The organism is Spirillospora sp. NPDC048823 (assembly GCF_043198445.1).
Lineage (GTDB): Bacteria > Actinomycetota > Actinomycetes > Streptosporangiales > Streptosporangiaceae > Spirillospora.
The window spans coordinates 63,710-80,959 of sequence record NZ_JBICUT010000001.1 but is presented as its reverse complement, the minus strand read 5'-3'; the positions used below and the strand labels follow the sequence as shown (position 1 = coordinate 80,959).

Annotated in this window: 13 protein-coding genes; 6 read left to right on the top strand and 7 right to left on the bottom strand. The window is 74.0% G+C overall.

What is annotated here, in order from left to right:
* Positions 1–84: 84 nt before the first annotated feature.
* A complete protein-coding gene (locus tag ACGFK0_RS00315; protein WP_392897819.1) occupies positions 85–2,775 on the top strand; it encodes an ATP-dependent RNA helicase in 2,691 nt (896 codons plus the stop codon).
* Here the strand turns inward: ACGFK0_RS00315 and ACGFK0_RS00310 are convergent.
* Positions 2,762–3,523: a TetR/AcrR family transcriptional regulator gene (locus ACGFK0_RS00310; RefSeq protein WP_392897816.1), complete on the bottom strand. Its 762-nt coding sequence runs from the start codon at positions 3,521–3,523 to the stop codon at positions 2,762–2,764. The two genes, ACGFK0_RS00315 and ACGFK0_RS00310, sit on opposite strands and share 14 nt — an antisense overlap.
* 100 nt (positions 3,524–3,623) lie before the next feature.
* On the opposite strand from ACGFK0_RS00310, the gene ACGFK0_RS00305 reads away from it, so the two are divergent.
* Both ACGFK0_RS00305 and ACGFK0_RS00300 read left to right on the top strand, forming a co-directional pair.
* Complete coding sequence (locus ACGFK0_RS00305) at positions 3,624–4,691, top strand: ATP-binding cassette domain-containing protein (protein WP_392897814.1); 1,068 nt, start codon at positions 3,624–3,626, stop codon at positions 4,689–4,691.
* A complete protein-coding gene (locus tag ACGFK0_RS00300; RefSeq protein WP_392897811.1) occupies positions 4,688–5,491 on the top strand; it encodes an ABC transporter permease in 804 nt (267 codons plus the stop codon). Before ACGFK0_RS00305 ends, ACGFK0_RS00300 begins: the two co-directional genes overlap by 4 nt.
* 49 nt (positions 5,492–5,540) lie before the next feature.
* Here the strand turns inward: ACGFK0_RS00300 and ACGFK0_RS00295 are convergent, their stop codons facing one another.
* From ACGFK0_RS00295 to ACGFK0_RS00285, 3 genes are all read right to left on the bottom strand, one after another.
* A complete protein-coding gene (locus ACGFK0_RS00295) occupies positions 5,541–6,251 on the bottom strand; it encodes a hypothetical protein (RefSeq protein ID WP_392897809.1) in 711 nt (236 codons plus the stop codon).
* A gap of 222 nt (positions 6,252–6,473) precedes the next feature.
* The gene (locus tag ACGFK0_RS00290) at positions 6,474–7,199 is read right to left on the bottom strand and encodes an anti-sigma factor family protein (RefSeq protein WP_392897807.1); all 726 of its coding nucleotides are present in this window, start codon (positions 7,197–7,199) and stop codon (positions 6,474–6,476) included.
* Complete coding sequence (locus ACGFK0_RS00285; protein WP_207400443.1) at positions 7,196–7,684, bottom strand: sigma-70 family RNA polymerase sigma factor; 489 nt, start codon at positions 7,682–7,684, stop codon at positions 7,196–7,198. Before ACGFK0_RS00285 ends, ACGFK0_RS00290 begins: the two co-directional genes overlap by 4 nt.
* Before the next feature lie 456 nt (positions 7,685–8,140).
* Here ACGFK0_RS00285 and ACGFK0_RS00280 point away from each other — a divergent pair, with 456 nt between their 5' ends.
* From ACGFK0_RS00280 to ACGFK0_RS00270, 3 genes are all read left to right on the top strand, one after another.
* Positions 8,141–8,845: a hypothetical protein gene (locus ACGFK0_RS00280; protein WP_392897805.1), complete on the top strand. Its 705-nt coding sequence runs from the start codon at positions 8,141–8,143 to the stop codon at positions 8,843–8,845.
* A gap of 89 nt (positions 8,846–8,934) precedes the next feature.
* Positions 8,935–9,360: a PPOX class F420-dependent oxidoreductase gene (locus ACGFK0_RS00275; RefSeq protein WP_392897802.1), complete on the top strand. Its 426-nt coding sequence runs from the start codon at positions 8,935–8,937 to the stop codon at positions 9,358–9,360.
* Positions 9,361–9,484: 124 nt separating this feature from the next.
* The gene (locus tag ACGFK0_RS00270) at positions 9,485–9,934 is read left to right on the top strand and encodes an SRPBCC family protein (RefSeq protein WP_392897799.1); all 450 of its coding nucleotides are present in this window, start codon (positions 9,485–9,487) and stop codon (positions 9,932–9,934) included.
* Between the two features lie 160 nt (positions 9,935–10,094).
* Here ACGFK0_RS00270 and ACGFK0_RS00265 read toward each other — a convergent pair whose 3' ends face one another.
* The 3 genes from ACGFK0_RS00265 to ACGFK0_RS00255 form a co-directional block, all read right to left on the bottom strand.
* Positions 10,095–12,545: a GMC oxidoreductase gene (locus ACGFK0_RS00265; RefSeq protein WP_392897796.1), complete on the bottom strand. Its 2,451-nt coding sequence runs from the start codon at positions 12,543–12,545 to the stop codon at positions 10,095–10,097.
* Positions 12,546–12,616: 71 nt separating this feature from the next.
* Positions 12,617–13,711, bottom strand: a complete 1,095-nt coding sequence (locus ACGFK0_RS00260; protein ID WP_392897793.1) for an alpha/beta hydrolase — start codon at positions 13,709–13,711, stop codon at positions 12,617–12,619.
* Between the two features lie 262 nt (positions 13,712–13,973).
* Positions 13,974–16,988 (bottom strand): AAA family ATPase, encoded by a 3,015-nt coding sequence (locus ACGFK0_RS00255; protein ID WP_392897791.1) that lies wholly within the window; start codon positions 16,986–16,988, stop codon positions 13,974–13,976.
* Positions 16,989–17,250: the final 262 nt, after the last annotated feature.

Here is a 17,250-nt window from a genome sequence, read left to right as displayed (position 1 = left end):
TCACCGCAACGCTCGGAGCCTTTTTCGTTTCGGTTGCTTTTCCGGCATGAACGATCACTCACCGGCACCGGGCACACTGGTCGGATGCACCTCCGCGCCGCCGAGAGCCTGCCCGTCCGCGACGCCGTCCCCGCCTTGCGCGCGGCCCTGGACGAGCGCGGCGCGGCCGTGCTCGCGGCGCCTCCCGGGACGGGCAAGACGACGCTCGTCCCCCTCGCGCTCGCCGGACTCGCGCTCGCGCCCCGGCAGGACGGCCCGCGCGCCCCCGGCCCGCCCACCAGCGGCAAGGTCCTCGTTCTGGAACCGCGCCGCCTCGCCGCCCGCGCTGCCGCCCGCCGCATGGCCTGGCTCCTCGGCGAACGCCCCGGCGGCCGGGTCGGCGTCACCGTCCGCGGAGAGACCCGTCCCGGCACCCGCGTCGATGTCGTCACCACGGGCGTCGTCCTGCAGCGACTCCAGTCGGACCCCGAACTCGCCGGCATCGGCACGGTGATCCTGGACGAATGCCATGAGCGGCACCTGGACGCCGACACGGCGCTGGCGTTCCTGCTGGACGTCCGCGCCGCCCTCCGCCCCGACCTGCGGCTGGTCGCAGCGTCCGCCACCGCCGACACCGGCCCGTGGGCGCGCCTCCTCGGCGGTGACGGCGGCGCGGCCCCCGTCGTGGAGACCGCGGCCGCGCTGCACCCCGTCGAGACGATCTGGTCTCCGCCGCCCCGGCCCGTCCCGCCGCCGCACGGCATGCGCGTCGACCCGGCGCTGCTCGACCACGTCGCCGCCACCGTCCGCCGCGCCCTGGCCGAACGCGCCGGCGACGTCCTGTGCTTCCTGCCGGGCGCCGGTGAGATCGCCCGCGTCGCGGGCCTGCTCGGCGGCGTCCCCGCCGACGTCCTGCAGGTCCACGGGCAGGCGCCGCCGGCGGTGCAGGACGCGGTCCTCGCCCCCTCCGACCAGCGGCGCGTCGTGCTCGCCACCTCCGTCGCCGAGTCGAGCCTCACCGTCCCCGGCGTCCGGGCGGTCGTGGACTGCGGCCTCGCCCGCGAACCCCGCACCGACCACGCCCGCGGCCTCGGCGCCCTGACGACCGTCCGCGCGTCCCGCGCCACCGCCGGTCAGCGCGCCGGACGCGCCGGACGCGAGGCCCCCGGCGCCGTCTACCGCTGCTGGACGCAGGCCGAGCACGAACGCCTGCCCGCCCGGCCCCGCCCCGAGATCGAACTGGCCGACCTCACCGGCTTCGCGCTCCAGGCCGCCTGCTGGGGCGACCCCGGCGCGGGCGGCCTCGCCCTCCCCGACCCGCCGCCGCCCGCCGCCCTGGACGCCGCCCGGACCACCCTGCGCGCCCTCGGCGCCGTGGACGGCGGCCGCGTCACCGACCGCGGCCGCGCCCTCGCCCGCGTCGGCCTCCACCCCCGCCTGGCCCGCGCCCTGATCGACGGCGCCTCCGAGGTCGGAGCCGGCGCCGCCGCCGAGATCGTCGCCCTGCTGTCCGAACCTCCGCCCCGTTCCGCCGGTGACGACCTCACCGCCACCTGGCGCGCGCTCCGCCGCGCGGGCCGCCCCGCCGACGCCCACGCGGCCCGCTGGCGCGACGAGACCAAACGCCTCCGCAACGCCCTCACGGCACGTCTCCACGCCGCCGGCCGACCGCCCGCCGGGGACGCGCCGCCCGATGTGAGCGCGGCCGCCGGCGCCGACGTGGTCGGCGGGGGAGACGCCGGCGGTGGCGGGACGTCCCGGCGGGACCGCCCGCCCGGCCGGGGAGCGCCGGCGGCGAGGCGGACGGCCTCGCGTTGGGCGGGGCGCGGGGACGACGCCGTTGCGGGGGTCGTGGTGGCGCTGGCGTTCCCGGAGCGGGTGGCGCGGGCGCGGCGGGGAAGCGGCCACCTGATGGCGTCCGGGACGGGGGCGGTGCTCGCCGGCGGGTCCGCGCTGGCCGCGGCGCGGCCGGAGTGGCTCGCGGTCGCGGCGGCCGACCGCCCCGCCGGGTCGGCGTCGGCGCGGGTGCGGCAGGCCGTGGTGATCGACGAGGACGTGGCGCGGTTCGCCGCGGCGCCGCTGCTGGAGACCGCCGAGGAGATCGCCTGGCGGGACGGGGATGTGGCGGCCCGCCGGGTCGAGCGGCTCGGCGCGATCGAGTTGGAGGCGGCGCCGCTGCGGAACCCCGATCCGGAGCGGGTGCGGGCGGCGCTGCAGGACGGGGTGCGCGCCGAAGGGCTCGGCCTGCTGAACTGGACGCCGGCCGCCGTCGCCCTGCGGGAGCGGCTCGCGTTCCTGCATGAGGCGCTCGGCGAGCCGTGGCCCGACGTCGGCGACGATGCGCTGCTGGAGGGCGCCCCCGGGTGGCTGGCGGGCGCGCGGCGCCGGGCCGACCTGCGGCGCCTCGACGTCGCGGCGATACTGCGCGGGCTGCTGCCGTGGGAGCAGGCGAGGCGGCTCGACGAGTACGCGCCCGAGCGGGTCGAGGTGCCGTCCGGGTCGCGGATCCGGGTGGACTACGCGCCGGAGCGGCCCGTCCTGGCGGTGAAGCTGCAGGAGCTGTTCGGGTGGGACGCGGCGCCCCGGCTCGCGGGCGGGCGGGTGCCGCTGGTCGTGCACCTGCTGTCCCCGGCGGGACGCCCGGCGGCGGTCACCGCGGACCTGGCCTCGTTCTGGCGCGAAGGCTACAAGGCCGTCCGGGCCGAGCTGCGCGGACGCTACCCGAAGCATCCGTGGCCCGAGGACCCGGCCGGGGCCGTCCCGACGAAGCGGACCAAGCGCGCTAGCGGGAGCTGATCAGGACCTCGATGCCGTCCAGGACGCGGGCCAGGCCGAACTCGAAGGCGCGGCCGGGTGCGATGGCGGAGCCGTACTCCGCCCCGGCGGCTGTGCCGACGCGGGTGCCGAGCGGGTAGTCGTCCTCGTTCACGAAAGCGTCCAGGACGGGTGCGACGGCCTCCCACCACTGCATGTCGCTGATGCCGCTGCGGCGCTCGGCCTCGGCGGCGTTGACCGAGACCCGGGCGGCGCTCTCGGCGAAGCCGGTGACGAGGGCGACGACCGAGTCCATCTCCAGGTCGGTGAGGCCGACGCCCTCCACGGCGCTCAGCTCGTGCTCGTACTTGGCGATCGTGTTCGGGCCCATCGGCGGGCGCGCGAGGGTCACCCGCAGCAGCCATGGGTGGCGGTGGAACAGCGCCCAGTTGTCGCGGGCGATGTGGTCCAGCCGCGCCCGCCAGCCGGTGTGGGACGGCGGCGACAGCTCGCCGAACGCACGGTCCACCATCACGTCGATCAGCTCGGCCTTGCCCGGGACGTAGGTGTAGATCGACATGGCGGACACGTCCAGGTCCTCGGCGATGCGGCGCATGGACAGGGCGTCCAGGCCCTCGGCGTCCGCCACCCCGATCGCGGCGCGGACGATCTTCTCGGCGGTCAGGCGGGGCTTGGGGCCGCGCTTGGGAGCCTCCCTGACCCCCCAGAGAAGCTCCAGGCTGCGGCGGGGATCACCGGCCCCGCTGTACTCGGTCGTCACCCGCTGCATCCTTCCAGGGATGAAACTCTGTACCTAGTACGTTATATTGCTCCCGATGGTAAATCCGTACTGCGTACATAGTTTTGGCGCACACAGCTGGGGAGGACGCGTGGCCGAATCACGGTTCGCGGTCGAAGCCGAGGGCCTGCGCAAGCGCTACGGCGGTACCCGCGCCCTGGACGGGCTCGACCTGCGCGTGCCCGCCGGCACCGTGCACGGGCTGCTCGGCCCGAACGGCGCCGGCAAGACCACCGCCGTCCGGATCCTGACGACCCTGACCGCGCCGGACGGGGGGACCGCCCGCGTCGCCGGGCACGACGTGGTGCGCGAGGCCGCCGAGGTGCGCACCAGGATCGGCCTCGTCGGGCAGCACGCGGCGGTCGACGAGGTGCTCGGCGGACGCCAGAACCTCGTCATGTTCGCCCGCCTCTACCACCTCGGCGCGAAACGGGCGCGGCGGCGGGCGGACGAGCTGCTGGAGCGGTTCCGGCTCACCGACGCCGCCGACCGGCCCGCCGGGGAGTACTCCGGCGGCATGCGGCGCCGCCTCGACCTGGCCGCGTCCATGATCCTCGCACCGCCCGTGCTGTTCCTGGACGAGCCCACCACCGGCCTCGACCCGCGCGGCCGCAACGAGGTGTGGGACGCGATCCGCACCCTGGTGGACGGCGGCACGACCGTCCTGCTCACCACCCAGTATCTGGAGGAGGCCGACCGGCTCGCCACCGGGATCTCCGTGATCGACCACGGCCGCGCCATCGCCGAGGGCACCCCCGACACGCTGAAGGCACGGCTCGGCGGCGACCGGATCGAGGTCGTCCTGGACGACCCCGGGTCGCTCACCGCCGCCGCCGCGATCGTCGGACGCGTCGCGTCCGGCGAGGTCGACGTGGACGCCGAGGCCCTGCGAATCGGGGCGCCGGTGACCGGCCGCGCCGCGACGCTGACCGAGGCCGTCCGGGCCCTGGACGAGGCGGGCATCACCGTCGCCGACATCGGCCTGCGCCGCCCCACGCTGGACGAGGTGTTCCTGCACCTCACCGACACCGGCACCGACACCGGCACCGACACCGACACCGACACCGACAACACCGACACCGACAACACCGACACCGACAACACCGACACCGCCGGCGACGAGTACGCCGGCGACGACAGGGAGGGGGTGCGTTCATGAGCGTCCAGACCCTGCGGTGGGCCGTCGCCGACGGCCGCACGCTGACCGGGCGGGCCCTCGCGCACTGGGCGCGGCGGCCCGGCGAGGTGGCCCTCGCGCTGCTGTTCCCCGTGATGGTCGTGCTGATGATGGGCTACCTGTTCGGCGGCCAGATGGACGTCCCGGGCGGCGGCGGTTACCGCGAGTTCATCGTCCCCGGCATGTTCGCGCTGACGATGGCGTTCGGCGTGGAGACGACGTTCGCCGCGGTCGCCGGTGACGCCGCCAAGGGGGTGACCGACCGGTTCCGGGCGATGCCGATGGCCCAGTCCGCCGTCGTCGTGGGACGCGCCACCGCCGACATGCTGCACTCGGTCGCCGCCCTGGCCGTCATGGCGGTGTGCGGCGTGCTGATCGGCTGGCGCGTCCACGACGGCGCCGCGGGCGCCCTCGCCGCGTTCGGGCTCCTGCTGCTCCTGCGGTTCTCGCTGGTGTGGCTGGGCATCTACCTCGGCCTGATCGCCAAGGGACCGGAGTCGGTCGCGGCGATCCAGATCCTGGTGTGGCCGATCGGGTTCCTGTCCAGCGCCTTGATCGCGCCGAGCACGATGCCGGGCTGGCTGGGCGCGATCGCCGAGTGGAACCCGATGTCGGCGACCGTCACCGCGTGCCGGGACCTGTTCGGCGCCCCGGGGCACGCGGAGACGGGCGCCTCGTGGGCGGCGCAGCACAGCGTCCTGATGGCCCTGGTGTGGCCGCTGGTGATCGCGGCGGTGTTCATCCCGCTGTCGGTGCGCCGCTACCGCGCCATGGGCCGCTAGCCGTACTCGGCCACGAGGCCGGTGCCACGCCGCCGGCCCGGCCGCCCGGTCAGCCGCCGGGCAGGAGGGCGGCGCGGTGGCGAGCCAGCGCCAGCGCCGGATAACACCCCTCGGGCAGCGGCTCCGCGTTGCCGAGGGCGGCGCGGAGCCTCGGCCCGACGGCCGCGGGGTCGTAGGGCTGGACGACGCACAGCTCCGCCTGCATCGCCTGCCGCGCCGCCCCCATCAGCGCCGGGACGTCCCCGACGATCACCACTTCGGAGGGGGCGTCCCCGTGCGACATCCGCACCGCCAGTGCGTGCATGCCGCGCGTGCCCGCGTCCTCGTAGCGGAACTCGCAGACGAGGCGGTCGCCGTCCAGCGGCCCCTCCTGGATCAGCCACACCTGGCCTGGGACGACGCGTCCGAGCGACCCCTCCCAGGGCGCCGCCGGGACGTCCCCGAGCCCGTCGGCCGCGCGTCCCGCCGCCTTGCGTCCCTCCACCGGGCCGATCACGGCGAGTGCCCGCAGGAAGGCTCGCGCGCCCGGAGTCGCCGCCGCCCGCAGGCAGGTGATCAGGTCGCCGAGCGCGGCGCGCCGCCCCTGCACGTGCGGGGCCGCGGCCTCCAGGCCGCCGAGCTGCGCGGACACCCACACCTCCGCCTGCAGCGGGCCGGGCAGCGACGGCAGGGCGCCGGCCTCCCGGACGTAGGCCGCGTACACCTCGCGCAGCCCCGGCAGCATCAGCTCCGGGCTCGCGGACGATCGGATCGCACTCACCACATCAGCCTATGAGACACGCGGCCCCGGTACGTAAGGCCCCGGTAGGCAGGCACCGGTAGGTAGGCCCCGGTAGGCAGGCCCCGGTACGCAGGGCCCGGTACGCAGGGCCCCGGTACGCAGGGCCCCGGTACGCAGGGCGGCGGCGCGTTCCCGCGGGCCGGTGCGGCCGGGCCGTGGGAACGCGCCGCTGGTCTGCCTGCGCGGTCGTATCCGCCGGGCCTACGCCGGGACGGTCAGCAGCGTGCGGCCCTCACCGATGGTCCGGACCTCGAACCGGCTGATCTCCTCGGGGTTCAACGCCGTGCCGCCCTGCAGCGTCAGATGCGGCTGCGCGGACCCGGGCAGCCCGTACCCCTTGGCGGGTACGGACCAGCCGGCGACCGTGTGCGCGTCGCCCCGCCCGTCCACGGCGACCAGCTCGCACTGCAGCGGTCCGCGGACCTTGCTGAGCTTCAGCCCGATCCGGCTCCCCCACGCCTTGCCCTGCATCGCGACCGTCCCGGTCACGCCGGTGCCCGCGTCGGACGCCGACACCTGGTCGCCGTCCCGCAGCAGCGCGGCGGTGCCGGTGTCGGGCTGTGCCGGCGGTTCCTGTTCCCGGTCGGCGCCGAGCGTGAACCCGGTGCCGAGCGCCCCGCCGAGCAGGACGACCCCGGCGGCGGCCGCGGCCAACGCCCGCGCCGCGCGGTACCGCCGCTGCTTGCGGACCCGGTGCCGCATCAGGTCCGAAACGACCGCGGGCTCCGGCGGCACCGGGATCGCGCCCGCCGGTTCGGCGATCGGCCCGATGCCGTCCAGCGTCCGGGCGATCCCGCGCAGCTCGCCGAGCTCCTCGTGGCAGGCGGCGCACGTCGGCAGGTGCGCCTCGAACGCGCGCCTGTCGGGCTCCTCCAGCAGGCCGAGGGCGTAGGCGCCGACGTCGATGTGCAGCATGTCCGCGCTCATGGCGTCACACCCCTCTCCTCCAGGGCGACGCGCAGCGCCCGGAGCGCGTAGTAGACCCTGGACTTCACGGTGCCCACGGGGATGCCGAGATGCTTGGCCGCCTCGTTCACCGAACGGTCCCGGAAGAACGTCTCGTTGAGGATCTCGCGGTGGGCCGGGGACAGCGCGAGGAGGGCTTCGGACACGACGACGGAGCGCAGCAGATCCTCCAACCCGTCGGGGACGCGCATGTTCTCCAGCGGGCCCTCGCCCGCCTCCTGCGGCCTGGCGTTCTTGCGGCGCTGGTCGTCGATGACGATCCGGCGGGCGACCGTCGCCAGCCACGGCAGCAGCGAGGCCGCGTTCTCGTCGAGCTGGTGCGCGCTGCGCCACGCGCGGATCATGGTCTCCTGCACGACGTCCTCGGCCCAGTGCCGGTCGCCGCCGGTGAGGCGGAGCACGAACGACAGCAGCGGGCGGCCGTACACCCGGTACAGCTCGGTCACGATCACCTGGTCGTCGACACCGCCCGAGGGTTGCGGGCCGCGGAACCAGCTCCACGGGCCGGCGGGTCGTTCTCGCGCGGCCGACACGGCGGTCGGTGATCTGTGGGCCATCGGGGGTCTCCGGCGGGTGCGGGGGCTGGGCGACGCGGTGACCGTGAGCCTGGTGTCACGTTGGGAGGCAGTACGGGATCCCGGCGGCCGGAGGTTCAACGGCGCACGATTCACCATGGATTCACCATGGATTTTCCAGTTCAGCCCTTACTAGTTCGCTACCTTTTCCTTACCTCTGGCGCGTGCCGCCCGCCGGCCGCGTCCTAATGCCGGACGACCCACAGACGACCCACCAGCCAGACGACCCACCGCGGCGGACCTCCGCCGGGCAACGCTCACTCCACGCTTGGAGCGAATGCGGGCATCAGGCCCATTTGCCCACACAGGACCGAGGGGCGGATCGGCATGGTGATGAAAGGGAACGGGAACACGCAGCTCATCTACCGCCTGCTGCTGGCGGTGGACATCCAGGGGTACAGCAAGCGCGACACACGCGAGCAGCTGCTCGCGCAGCGACAGCTGTCGGACGCGCTCGACCACGCGGCACGCGGCGTCGGCCTCGACCGCGGCCGCTGGGACAAACAGGTCGGCGGGGACGGCGAACTCGCCACGCTGCCGGACGGGATCGACCCCGCACCGGTGGCCGGCGACTTCGTCATCCGCCTCGCCGAGGCACTGCGGGAGGTCAACCGGGACGCGGGCCGCTTCAGGCTGCGGGTGCGGCTCTCCCTGCACCACGGCACGCTGACGGCCGGGCCGTTCGGGCCCGCCGGCGACGCGCCCATCGTCGTCCAGCGGCTGCTGGACGCCGCGCCGCTGCGCCGCCTGCTGGTGGACGACGCGGACCGCGACCTGGCCTACGTCGTCTCCGACTCGCTGTTCGAGGACGTCGTCCGCACCGGGTTCTGCGCACTGCCGCCGGGGGCGTTCCAGGCCATCAAGGTGACCGCGAAGGGCGCGTCGTTCCGCGGCCACATCCTCACCGGCCGCGCGGCCCGCCGCGACGGCCGCGACGATGCGGGCGACGCGGGCGGTGAGCGGGACGGATCGGACATCGGGCCGGCCCCCGGCGCCCGCGTCCTCGACTTCCCCGCCCTCGCGTCCAGGTAGCCCGCCCGGATCCCCTCCCGGGGGCGGGAAGGGATCGATCCGCCGCGGGGTTGTCGACGGAAACCGGAACTACCCAACGGAGGCGGACGATGGCGGACGACGCGGCGCTGGCGAAGCTGGTGGCGGAACGCGACCTCGGGGTGCTGGCCACCCTCAAGCGCGACGGGCGGCCACAGCTGTCCAACATCAACTACCACTTCGATCCCGACCGCCGGCTCGTCCGGATCTCCGTCACCGCCGACCGCGCCAAGGCCCGCAACCTGGCCCGCGACCCGCGGGCGAGCCTGCACGTCAGCTCACCGGACGGCTGGTCGTACGCGGTCGCCGAGGGCGGCGCCGACCTGTCGGCCGTCGCAGCCGACCCCGGCGACGCGGCCGTGGAGGAACTCGTCGCGGTGTACCGGGACATCCGCGGCGAACACCCCGACTGGGACGACTACCGCCGCGCCATGGTCGAGGACCGCCGCCTCGTCATCCGCCTCCGCGTCGAGCGCCTGTACGGCATCGCCCGCTGACCGCGTCCGCACCGATACGGGCGCACCGATACGGGCGCACCGAATTGCACGCATGCAAGTGGTCACTGACACAGACGGGGAGGGGCGCTTGTGTCCGCGGTGCCCGGCTGGCTACCTTTCGGTAATGATCCAGGCCACCGCCACGTCCACCGCCACGCCCGAGGAACTGTTCCGGCATCTGGCCGTCCCCGAGGCGTGGAGCGCGTGGGGCAGGTTCCCCACCTCCGCCAAGCAGACACGCAAGGGCGACACGACCACCTACGGCGTCGGGACGGTCAAGAAGATCGGGCCCGCCAGCGAGCAGACCGTCGTCTGCGAGCCGTACACGCACTTCGCCTACATCGCCCTGTCGGGGCTGCCCGTCCGCCGCTACCGGTCGGACGTCCACCTGGAGGCCCGCGACTCCGGTACCGCCATCCGCTGGGAGGCGGAGCTCGAGCCGCTGATCCCCGGCACCGGCCCGCTGATGCGGTTCGTGTTCCGGCACATGATCTCGGCCTTCACCCGCTGGCTGCCCGCGCACGTCGAGAAGTGCCCCCCGGACTGCCCCGCCCGCCAGGCCGGCGACATCTGAGCCCGGCGGACACGCCAGGGTCCGGCGGCGTCCCCCCGGACACCATGGGGCCGGAGGCCGCGCGACCCCCCGCGCGACCTCCGGCGAAAAGGTGCAGGCCGAGAGCACCCCGCAGTTCCCTCGGCCTGCACGAACATGGCCCCCGTCGGGCCCCTCCCGCTCACACGGGATCGGGGCCGTAGACCTCCCACAGCTCACCGGCGAAGAACCTGCCGAAGCTCAGCAGCTTCTCCACTCCGCCCGGCCCCGCCGTCCGGAACGTCGTGAGCTGCCGCGCGAAGTCCGTCAGCTGGATGTGCAGCACACCCGCCGCGACGACCTCGGCGCCGTCCTCCTCGTCCTCACCGACATGGCCGTCCAGCACCCGCACGTACAGCGTGGACGTGTCCGGCCAGATCCGCGTCGGCGGCCCGTGCAGGACGTCCTTCTGCCCGCTCAGCGTGCGCCGCGCGCCATCGCCGTCGGTGTAGAACAGCCGGTACTTCATCAGCCGCCGGTCAACCTGCCCGCGCCCGTCATCCGCCCCGGGCCCGCCGGGGGCGACGAACAGGTTGAACGTGCCGCGTTCCACGGGACACCGGCCCCCGTGGCCGGCGGCGTCGACCCACCCCTCGGCGCGCGCCTCGTGGCCCGGTTCGGACAGGAACCGGTCGGTGTCCTCCGCGGTGATCGTCAGCCGGAACGACAGCGGGCGGCGGCCGTCGGCGAGCTCACCGATCCGCGGATCGGTCTCCCCGTAGGTGACGAACCCCTTCATCTCCTCGGTGAACGACAGCGACGTACGGTCCGCCGCCACGGTGGACGGTCCCCGTGTCCCTCCGTGGCGCCCCGAATCCGGACCGTACGCCGAGCCGTTCCCCGCCCCGTCCGGCGAGCCGGTTCCCCCGACCGGCTCGGCCCCCGTGGCAGACGGGACGGTCGTGGCGGAGCCGCCCGCACCCCGTTGTGCGGACGCGTCCTCAAGCAGCCGCGTGGCCAGCCGGTCGGCCTGCGCGGCGATCGTGAGCGAGGGGTTCGGGCCCACCGGTCCCGGCATCGCCGCCCCGTCGGCGATGTAGAGGCCCGGGAACCCGAACACCTCGCCGAAGGCGTCGCAGACGCCTTCGCCCGGGTGGACGCCCATGGGGGCGCCGCCCAGCGGATGGACGGTGATGATGCGCTTGCGGAACCACATCGGGTTGTCGGCGTAGTCGGCGCCGAGGACGTCCGCGATGCGCTGCATGGTCTTGCGGACCCGGCTGAACAGTTCCTCGCTGGTCTCCGCCGTCCAGTCGGCGGCGAGCCGTCCCTCCTTCAGGTGCAGCCGCCCGTCGGCGGAGTCGCGGCCCATGCCGAGCAGCGGCAGCGAGCTGACCGTGAGGGCCCCGTTGCCGATCAGGTCCGAGATCTCCTTGGACAGGTTGGTGTCGGGCGCGTCCCGGAACAGGTCGGTGAACCGGTCCCACAGGAACTTCACCGCGCGCTCGAAGTCGTTGCCGATGTCGATGCCGTCGACGATCCAGTCGGTGAACCCGGGGTAGCCGCCGTCCTCGATGTAGGCGCCGCGGCCGGCGCCGGGCACGCCGTCCAGCTCGTCCGGCAGCCGGATCGCGGTGGTGATCACCGGGCCGCGGCTGGCGTTCAGCGGCCGGACCCGGTTGCGGTCCTTGGCCCGCATCAGGAATGTCAGCAGGTCGCCGTTGCCGCTGAACCGGGTGCCGAGCGCGTCGCTCAGCCCCGGGAACGCCTCCCGCGACTTCAGCAGCAGGAACGTCGTGCCGTAGGTGCCGGCGCCCAGGATCAGCCGGTCGCACGTGATCGTCCGGACGGGCGGGCGGCTCTCACCCGCCGTCAGATCCGCGTGGTGGACGTAGTCGACCTCGTACCCGCCGCCGGGCCGCGGCCGCAGCGCCTTCACCTCGCGAGACGTGCGGATGTCGGCGCCGTGGTGCGCCGCCGCCGACAGGTAGGTGTGGTCGAGGCTGTTCTTGGCGCCCTCGTTGCAGCCGATGTCGCACTCGCCGCACAGCCGGCACGTCCGCCGCGGGACGCCGTGGATGTTGCCGTACCCGGCGTCCGCGATCGGCAGGCTCAGCGCGGGCGTGCCGCCCGGCTGCGACGCGAAGCTGACCGCCAGCGGCGGCAGCGTGCACTGCAGCCCCAGCTCCGCCGCCGCGTCCTGCATCGCGTGCGTCTTCGGGGTGTCGTCGAAGGGGACCTGGTCGAGCGGGTAGGGAGTCGCGCCCAGCATCTTCTCGACCGCGTCGTAGTGCGGGTCGAGGTCGGCGCGCGAGATCGGCCACGGCTCGTACCCGCCGCCGGGCAGCGGCCGGTCGTGGACGAACCAGTTCTCGTCCTTGCGCAGCAGCACGTTCGCGTAGATCAGCGAGCCGCCGCCCAGCCCCGACGACACGACGGAGTCGCAGCCCTTGAAGCGCCACACGTCGAACATTCCGTACAGCCCGGCGGCCGGGTCCCAGAACGCGCGCCCCATCTGCTGGGGCGACCGCGGGAAGGAGCCCGGCGGGTACGGCTGCCCGCGCTCCAGCAGGACGACCGACCGTCCGGCCTCCGCCAGCCGGTACGCGGCCACGGACCCGCCGAACCCGGACCCGACGACGACGGCGTCCACATGCTCCCCGCCTACATGCGCTCCGCTCGCATGCCCTCCGCCTACATGCTCCCCGCCTACATGCTCCATGGTCAGCTCGCCTTCCGCTTCAGGAAGTCGAGGACCTGGGGGAACACCTCGGCGTCGGCGTTCGCGCCCATGAAGGGGTCCTGGTGGCCGTATCCGGGCAGGATCGCCAGCTCGTGCAGACCGGGCGTGATCGATTCGAGCAGGTGGTGGCAGACGATGTTGGAGTCGGTGAACACGTTGTTGCGGTCTCCGGTGAGGAACAGGATCGGCGTGGTGACCGACGCGGCGTCCGCGAGATAGTCGTCCGGCAGGTCCGCGTGGCCCGGGTTCCCGCGGTCGTACTTCACGGCCCGGCCGGCCTTCACCATCGTGTGCATGTGCCGGTAGTAGTGGACGTTGCACGCCCCGAACAGGTCGGGCAGGCGGCCGTGCGTGACCGGCGACATCTTGTCGTGCGAGAAGATCGGCTTCCCGCCGCCCCACATGAAGCTGAGCATGTGGCACGCGGGCTCGTCGCACGAGCGATGGAACGGCGCGACCGCCTTGGCGAGCATCCAGCCGCGGGTCAGCACGGGGGCCTTCCCGTAGCGCGGGTCGAGGTGGCACGGTCCGACGGCGTACTCCATCAGCGCCGGCCCGTACCCCAGCTTGATCTTCGACCAGGCCGGCGTCCGCGGGGTCAGCGAGACGCTGTTGCAGACCAGGCTGGTGATGCCGGTGACCGTCCCGGCGAACAGCGCCATCGAGAACGACACCGAGCCCAGGCAGTGGGCGATGACGTGCACCCGCCTGCCCTCGACGTGGCGGCGCAGCTCGGCCAGCGCCGCCGGGTGGTCGTACAGCGCGACGTCGTCGAGGTTGTGGCGGTGGGTCTCGGCGTTGTACGGGAACCGCCCGCTCATCCGGAAGTCCAGCGCCCACACGTCGCCGAACCCGGCGTCGTGCAGGAAGTTCACCAGGTTGGTGTGCTCCGGCATGATGTACATGTCGCTGGACGTCGTCAGCCCGTGCACCAGCAGGACCACATCGTCGCAGTCGGCGCGGCGGAACCGGGTCAGGTTCAGGCCCATCCCGTCCTCGGTGGAGAAGGGGTGGGCGGACACCTCGGCGTCGGCGACGCCCGCGCGGGTGAAGCGCGCGATCCGCTGCTGGTCCATGTGTCCATCCCCTCCGGTTCCTGACGCCCTAACCTTGCCAAACGCGTACAACGGCTCGGCATCGTGGAGAACCCGTACTTACGTGCGTCGCCGGGCGCGCCGAACCTACGGGACCTACGTGAACTAAGAGTCGAAATCGGCCCGCGTGGTTCACTCTGGGCGTTTCACCCTTGCCACTTCACTCCGCCCGGTTCACTCCGCCCGGTTCACTCCGCCCGGTTCACTGCGGTCCGTTCGCTGCGGCCCGATCACTCCGGCCCGATTACTCCGGCCGGTTCATCTTGGTGGCCACCCCGACTCGCGAGGAGACGCCGATCTTGGCGAACACCCGCGACAGGTGGGTCTCGACCGTCCGGACGCTCAAATAGAGGCGTTCGGCGATCTGCTGGTTGCTGCAGCCCTCCACGACGAGCATGGCGATCTCGTGCTCGCGCGGCGACAGCCCGAACCGCAGTTTCTCCTTCGTGCCCTTCGCGCCTTTGGCCGTGCCCGAAGCGGAGCGTCCGCCCGGCACCCGGACACCGAGCCGCCGCTGCTCACGGACGGCCTGGGCGTGCAGGCCCCGCAGCCCGCACGCCTCGAAGGTCTCCGCCGCCGCGCGGACCCGCTCACGGGCCCGGGCGCGGTCGCCGGCGGCCGCGTGCGCGAGGCCGGCGGCCAGGTCGGCGCGTCCCGCATCCGGGCGGCGCCCGGCCTTGGCGAGCAGCTCGGAGGCCTCGGCGGCCAGCGCCGCCGACCCGGCCGGGTCGGCGGCGCGGATCGCGTGGGCGCGGGTCAGCCGCGCCAGGCCGACGTCACCGGTCATCATCGGATCGGCGATCGCCTCGGCGATGTCGGCCCAGTTCGCGGCGTCGCCGGCGTCATCCTGCGCGGCGCGGACCCCCGCGAGCGCCTCCGCGCAGATCACCAGCGTGCTGAAGTCCAGGCCCAGCGTGCCGTCGCCGCACGCGGCGATCAGCGCGGCGGCGCCCTCCTCCAGCCTGCCCTCGTTGACGACCGCGAGGGCGTGGGCGACGTGCGCCATGTGCGTCCACCACTCGCCCGACCCGGTGTCGTTGGCGACCGCCTCCGCACCGGCCCGCAGCGCCCGGTCGTGGTCGCCCATCCAGCTCGCCGTCAGGCACTGCTGGATCAGCCCGTAGGCCAGTACCTCCTGCGAGCGCAGGTCACGGCCGACCGCGGCGGCCTCGTCGGCGACGGCGGCGGCCTCCTCCATGCGGCCCAGCTGCGCCAGGACGCGGGACTGCCCGGCCAGCATGTAGCCGAGGATGAACGTCTGCCCGGTCGTCCGGGTGATCGACACGAGCCGCTCCGCGTGCCGCAGCGCCGGGTCGTACATGCCGAGGAACGACTCGGCGAACACCAGCCAGGCGAAGCAGTCCAGGCAGTCGGCGAAGTCGTTGTCGGACGCGGCCGAGAACAGCTGGTCGGCGGTCTGCGCGTGCCCGATGGCCTCCTCGACCTCCCCCCGGACGTAGGCGACGATCGGGCGCATCGACGCGACCGCCGCCGTCAGCCCCGGCCCCCACCCGGGGGCCTTGTCGGGGATGGTGTCCAGGATGGCCTGCGACCCGCGGCCGTCGGCCCGCTGGATGCGGTCGGCGACGAGCCGGATCCGCAGCAGGACCGCCTCGGGGGTCTGCCGGTCGGTGGTGCGGCGCAGCTCGTCCAGGACGATCGCGCGGGCCTCGTGGATCCGGCCGACCTGCCGTTCCATGATCGCGCACATGTGGACCGTCCGGGCGCGGCGGACGGTGTCGTCGGGCGGCAGCAGGCCCAGCAGTGTGTGGGCGGTCTCGCGGCCCTCCTCGGCGTGGCCGCTGACGGCCTGCATGTGGGCCAGCTCGACCAGCAGTTCCACCTTGTCCGGATACCCGGTCCTGTCCGGGGAGCCGGTCTGATCTGGGGAGCGGGTCTTGTCAGGGTGCTGCGCGCCGGCGGCGTCCGGCATCAGCTCCAGCGCCGCCTTCAGCCAGTACGCGGCGGTGCCGGGCGCCTGGAGCGCGACGACGCGGGCGGCCTCCACCAGCGTCCCGATCGCCTCGCGGTCACCGAACCGCGCCGACCGCACCACGTGATGGGCGCGGACGGCCGCCGGGGCGCCCAGTTCCGACAGCCGCGACGACACCCGTGAATGCGCGGCGATCCGCCAGCCCGCCGCCGTCGACGCGTAGGCAACGTGCCGCACCAGCGGATGCCGGAACCTGAACCGCCCACCCGGCGCTGGACGGACCACGTCATGGCCGGTCAGGACGTCCAGCGCGGTCAAGGCGGCGTTCTGCTCCATCTCCGCGGCCACCGCGGCGAGGGCGGGCTCGAACACGTCGGCGGCGACGGCGGCGCCCCGCGCCATCAGCAGCGCCTCGGGCGGCAGGGCGCTCAGCTCCACCTGCAGAGCGGCCCGCACCGCGGGCGGCACCTCGGTCAGGCTCGCGACACCGTTCTCGTCCTGCAACCGCGTCTCGTCACGTCCCGCCGGGCCGGCCCCCTCGCCCATCTTGGACAGGGCCTCCAGGTAGAACGGGTTGCCGCCGCTGGCCTTGAACAGCGACTCGCAGCGCGACCGGCTCACGCCCGGCCCGAGGAACTCCGCCACCTCGGTCTGGGTGAGCGGGTCGGCGGTGATCCGCGCGCCCTGCGGCCCCGCGGCGTCCACCAGCGCCGCCAGCCGCGGCGACGCCTGCGCGGGGCGGTAGGCGACCGCCACCAGCACCCGGGCGCGCGGCGGATGCCGGACCAGATGGTCCATCAGCTCGATCGTCGCGTCGTCGGCCCAGTGCAGGTCGTCCAGGATCAGCACGAGCCCGTGCGGGTCGGCGAGGTGCTCCAGCAGGTGCCGGACGGTGCGGTGCAGCTGGTACCGGGCCACGTGCGAGTCGGGGGAGCCGGCGCCGCCGGTGATCTGAGCCGGGTCGGACAGGTCGCCCAGCGCGGGAAAGACCGTCCCGAGAAGCCGCAGCGCCGCGGGGGACAGGCTCAGCGTGTGCTCTTCGAGGTGGTCGTCGAGGGCGTCGACCACCGCGCCGAACGGCATCTCCTGCTCGAACTCCGCCGCGCGGCCCGCCACGAACGGCAGCTTCCGCGCGATGGCCGCGTCCGCCAGCTCGTTCAGCAGCCGCGTCTTGCCCGCGCCCGGCTCGCCGATCAGCGCCAAGAAGTTGTAGCCGCGCTCGGCCGCGTCGAGAGCGCGGCCGATGTCCTGCAGCGCGGCCTGTCGCCCAACCAGCGGAGAGTTGCCGGACCGATCCCCGGCATCGCGGGCCGAACGACCCTCCATGTCCACACCCCAACAGCGACAGGCGGCCGATACGCCGTGATCTTGCTCATCGTTGCGGTTCCTGAGAACTGGCGAGACTCACCCTATCGGGTGGAACGTCAATAAGGTGGGACAACCCGCCTCCCGCCAGCGCGCCATCCCACGGACCGGTCTCCTCCGTGACCGTTCCTCCCAATGACATCGGCGTTCACTGCCACCAGTGCTCAAGCAACCAGTGCTCAAGCCACCAATGCTCAACTGCCACCAATGTCACTGCCACCAA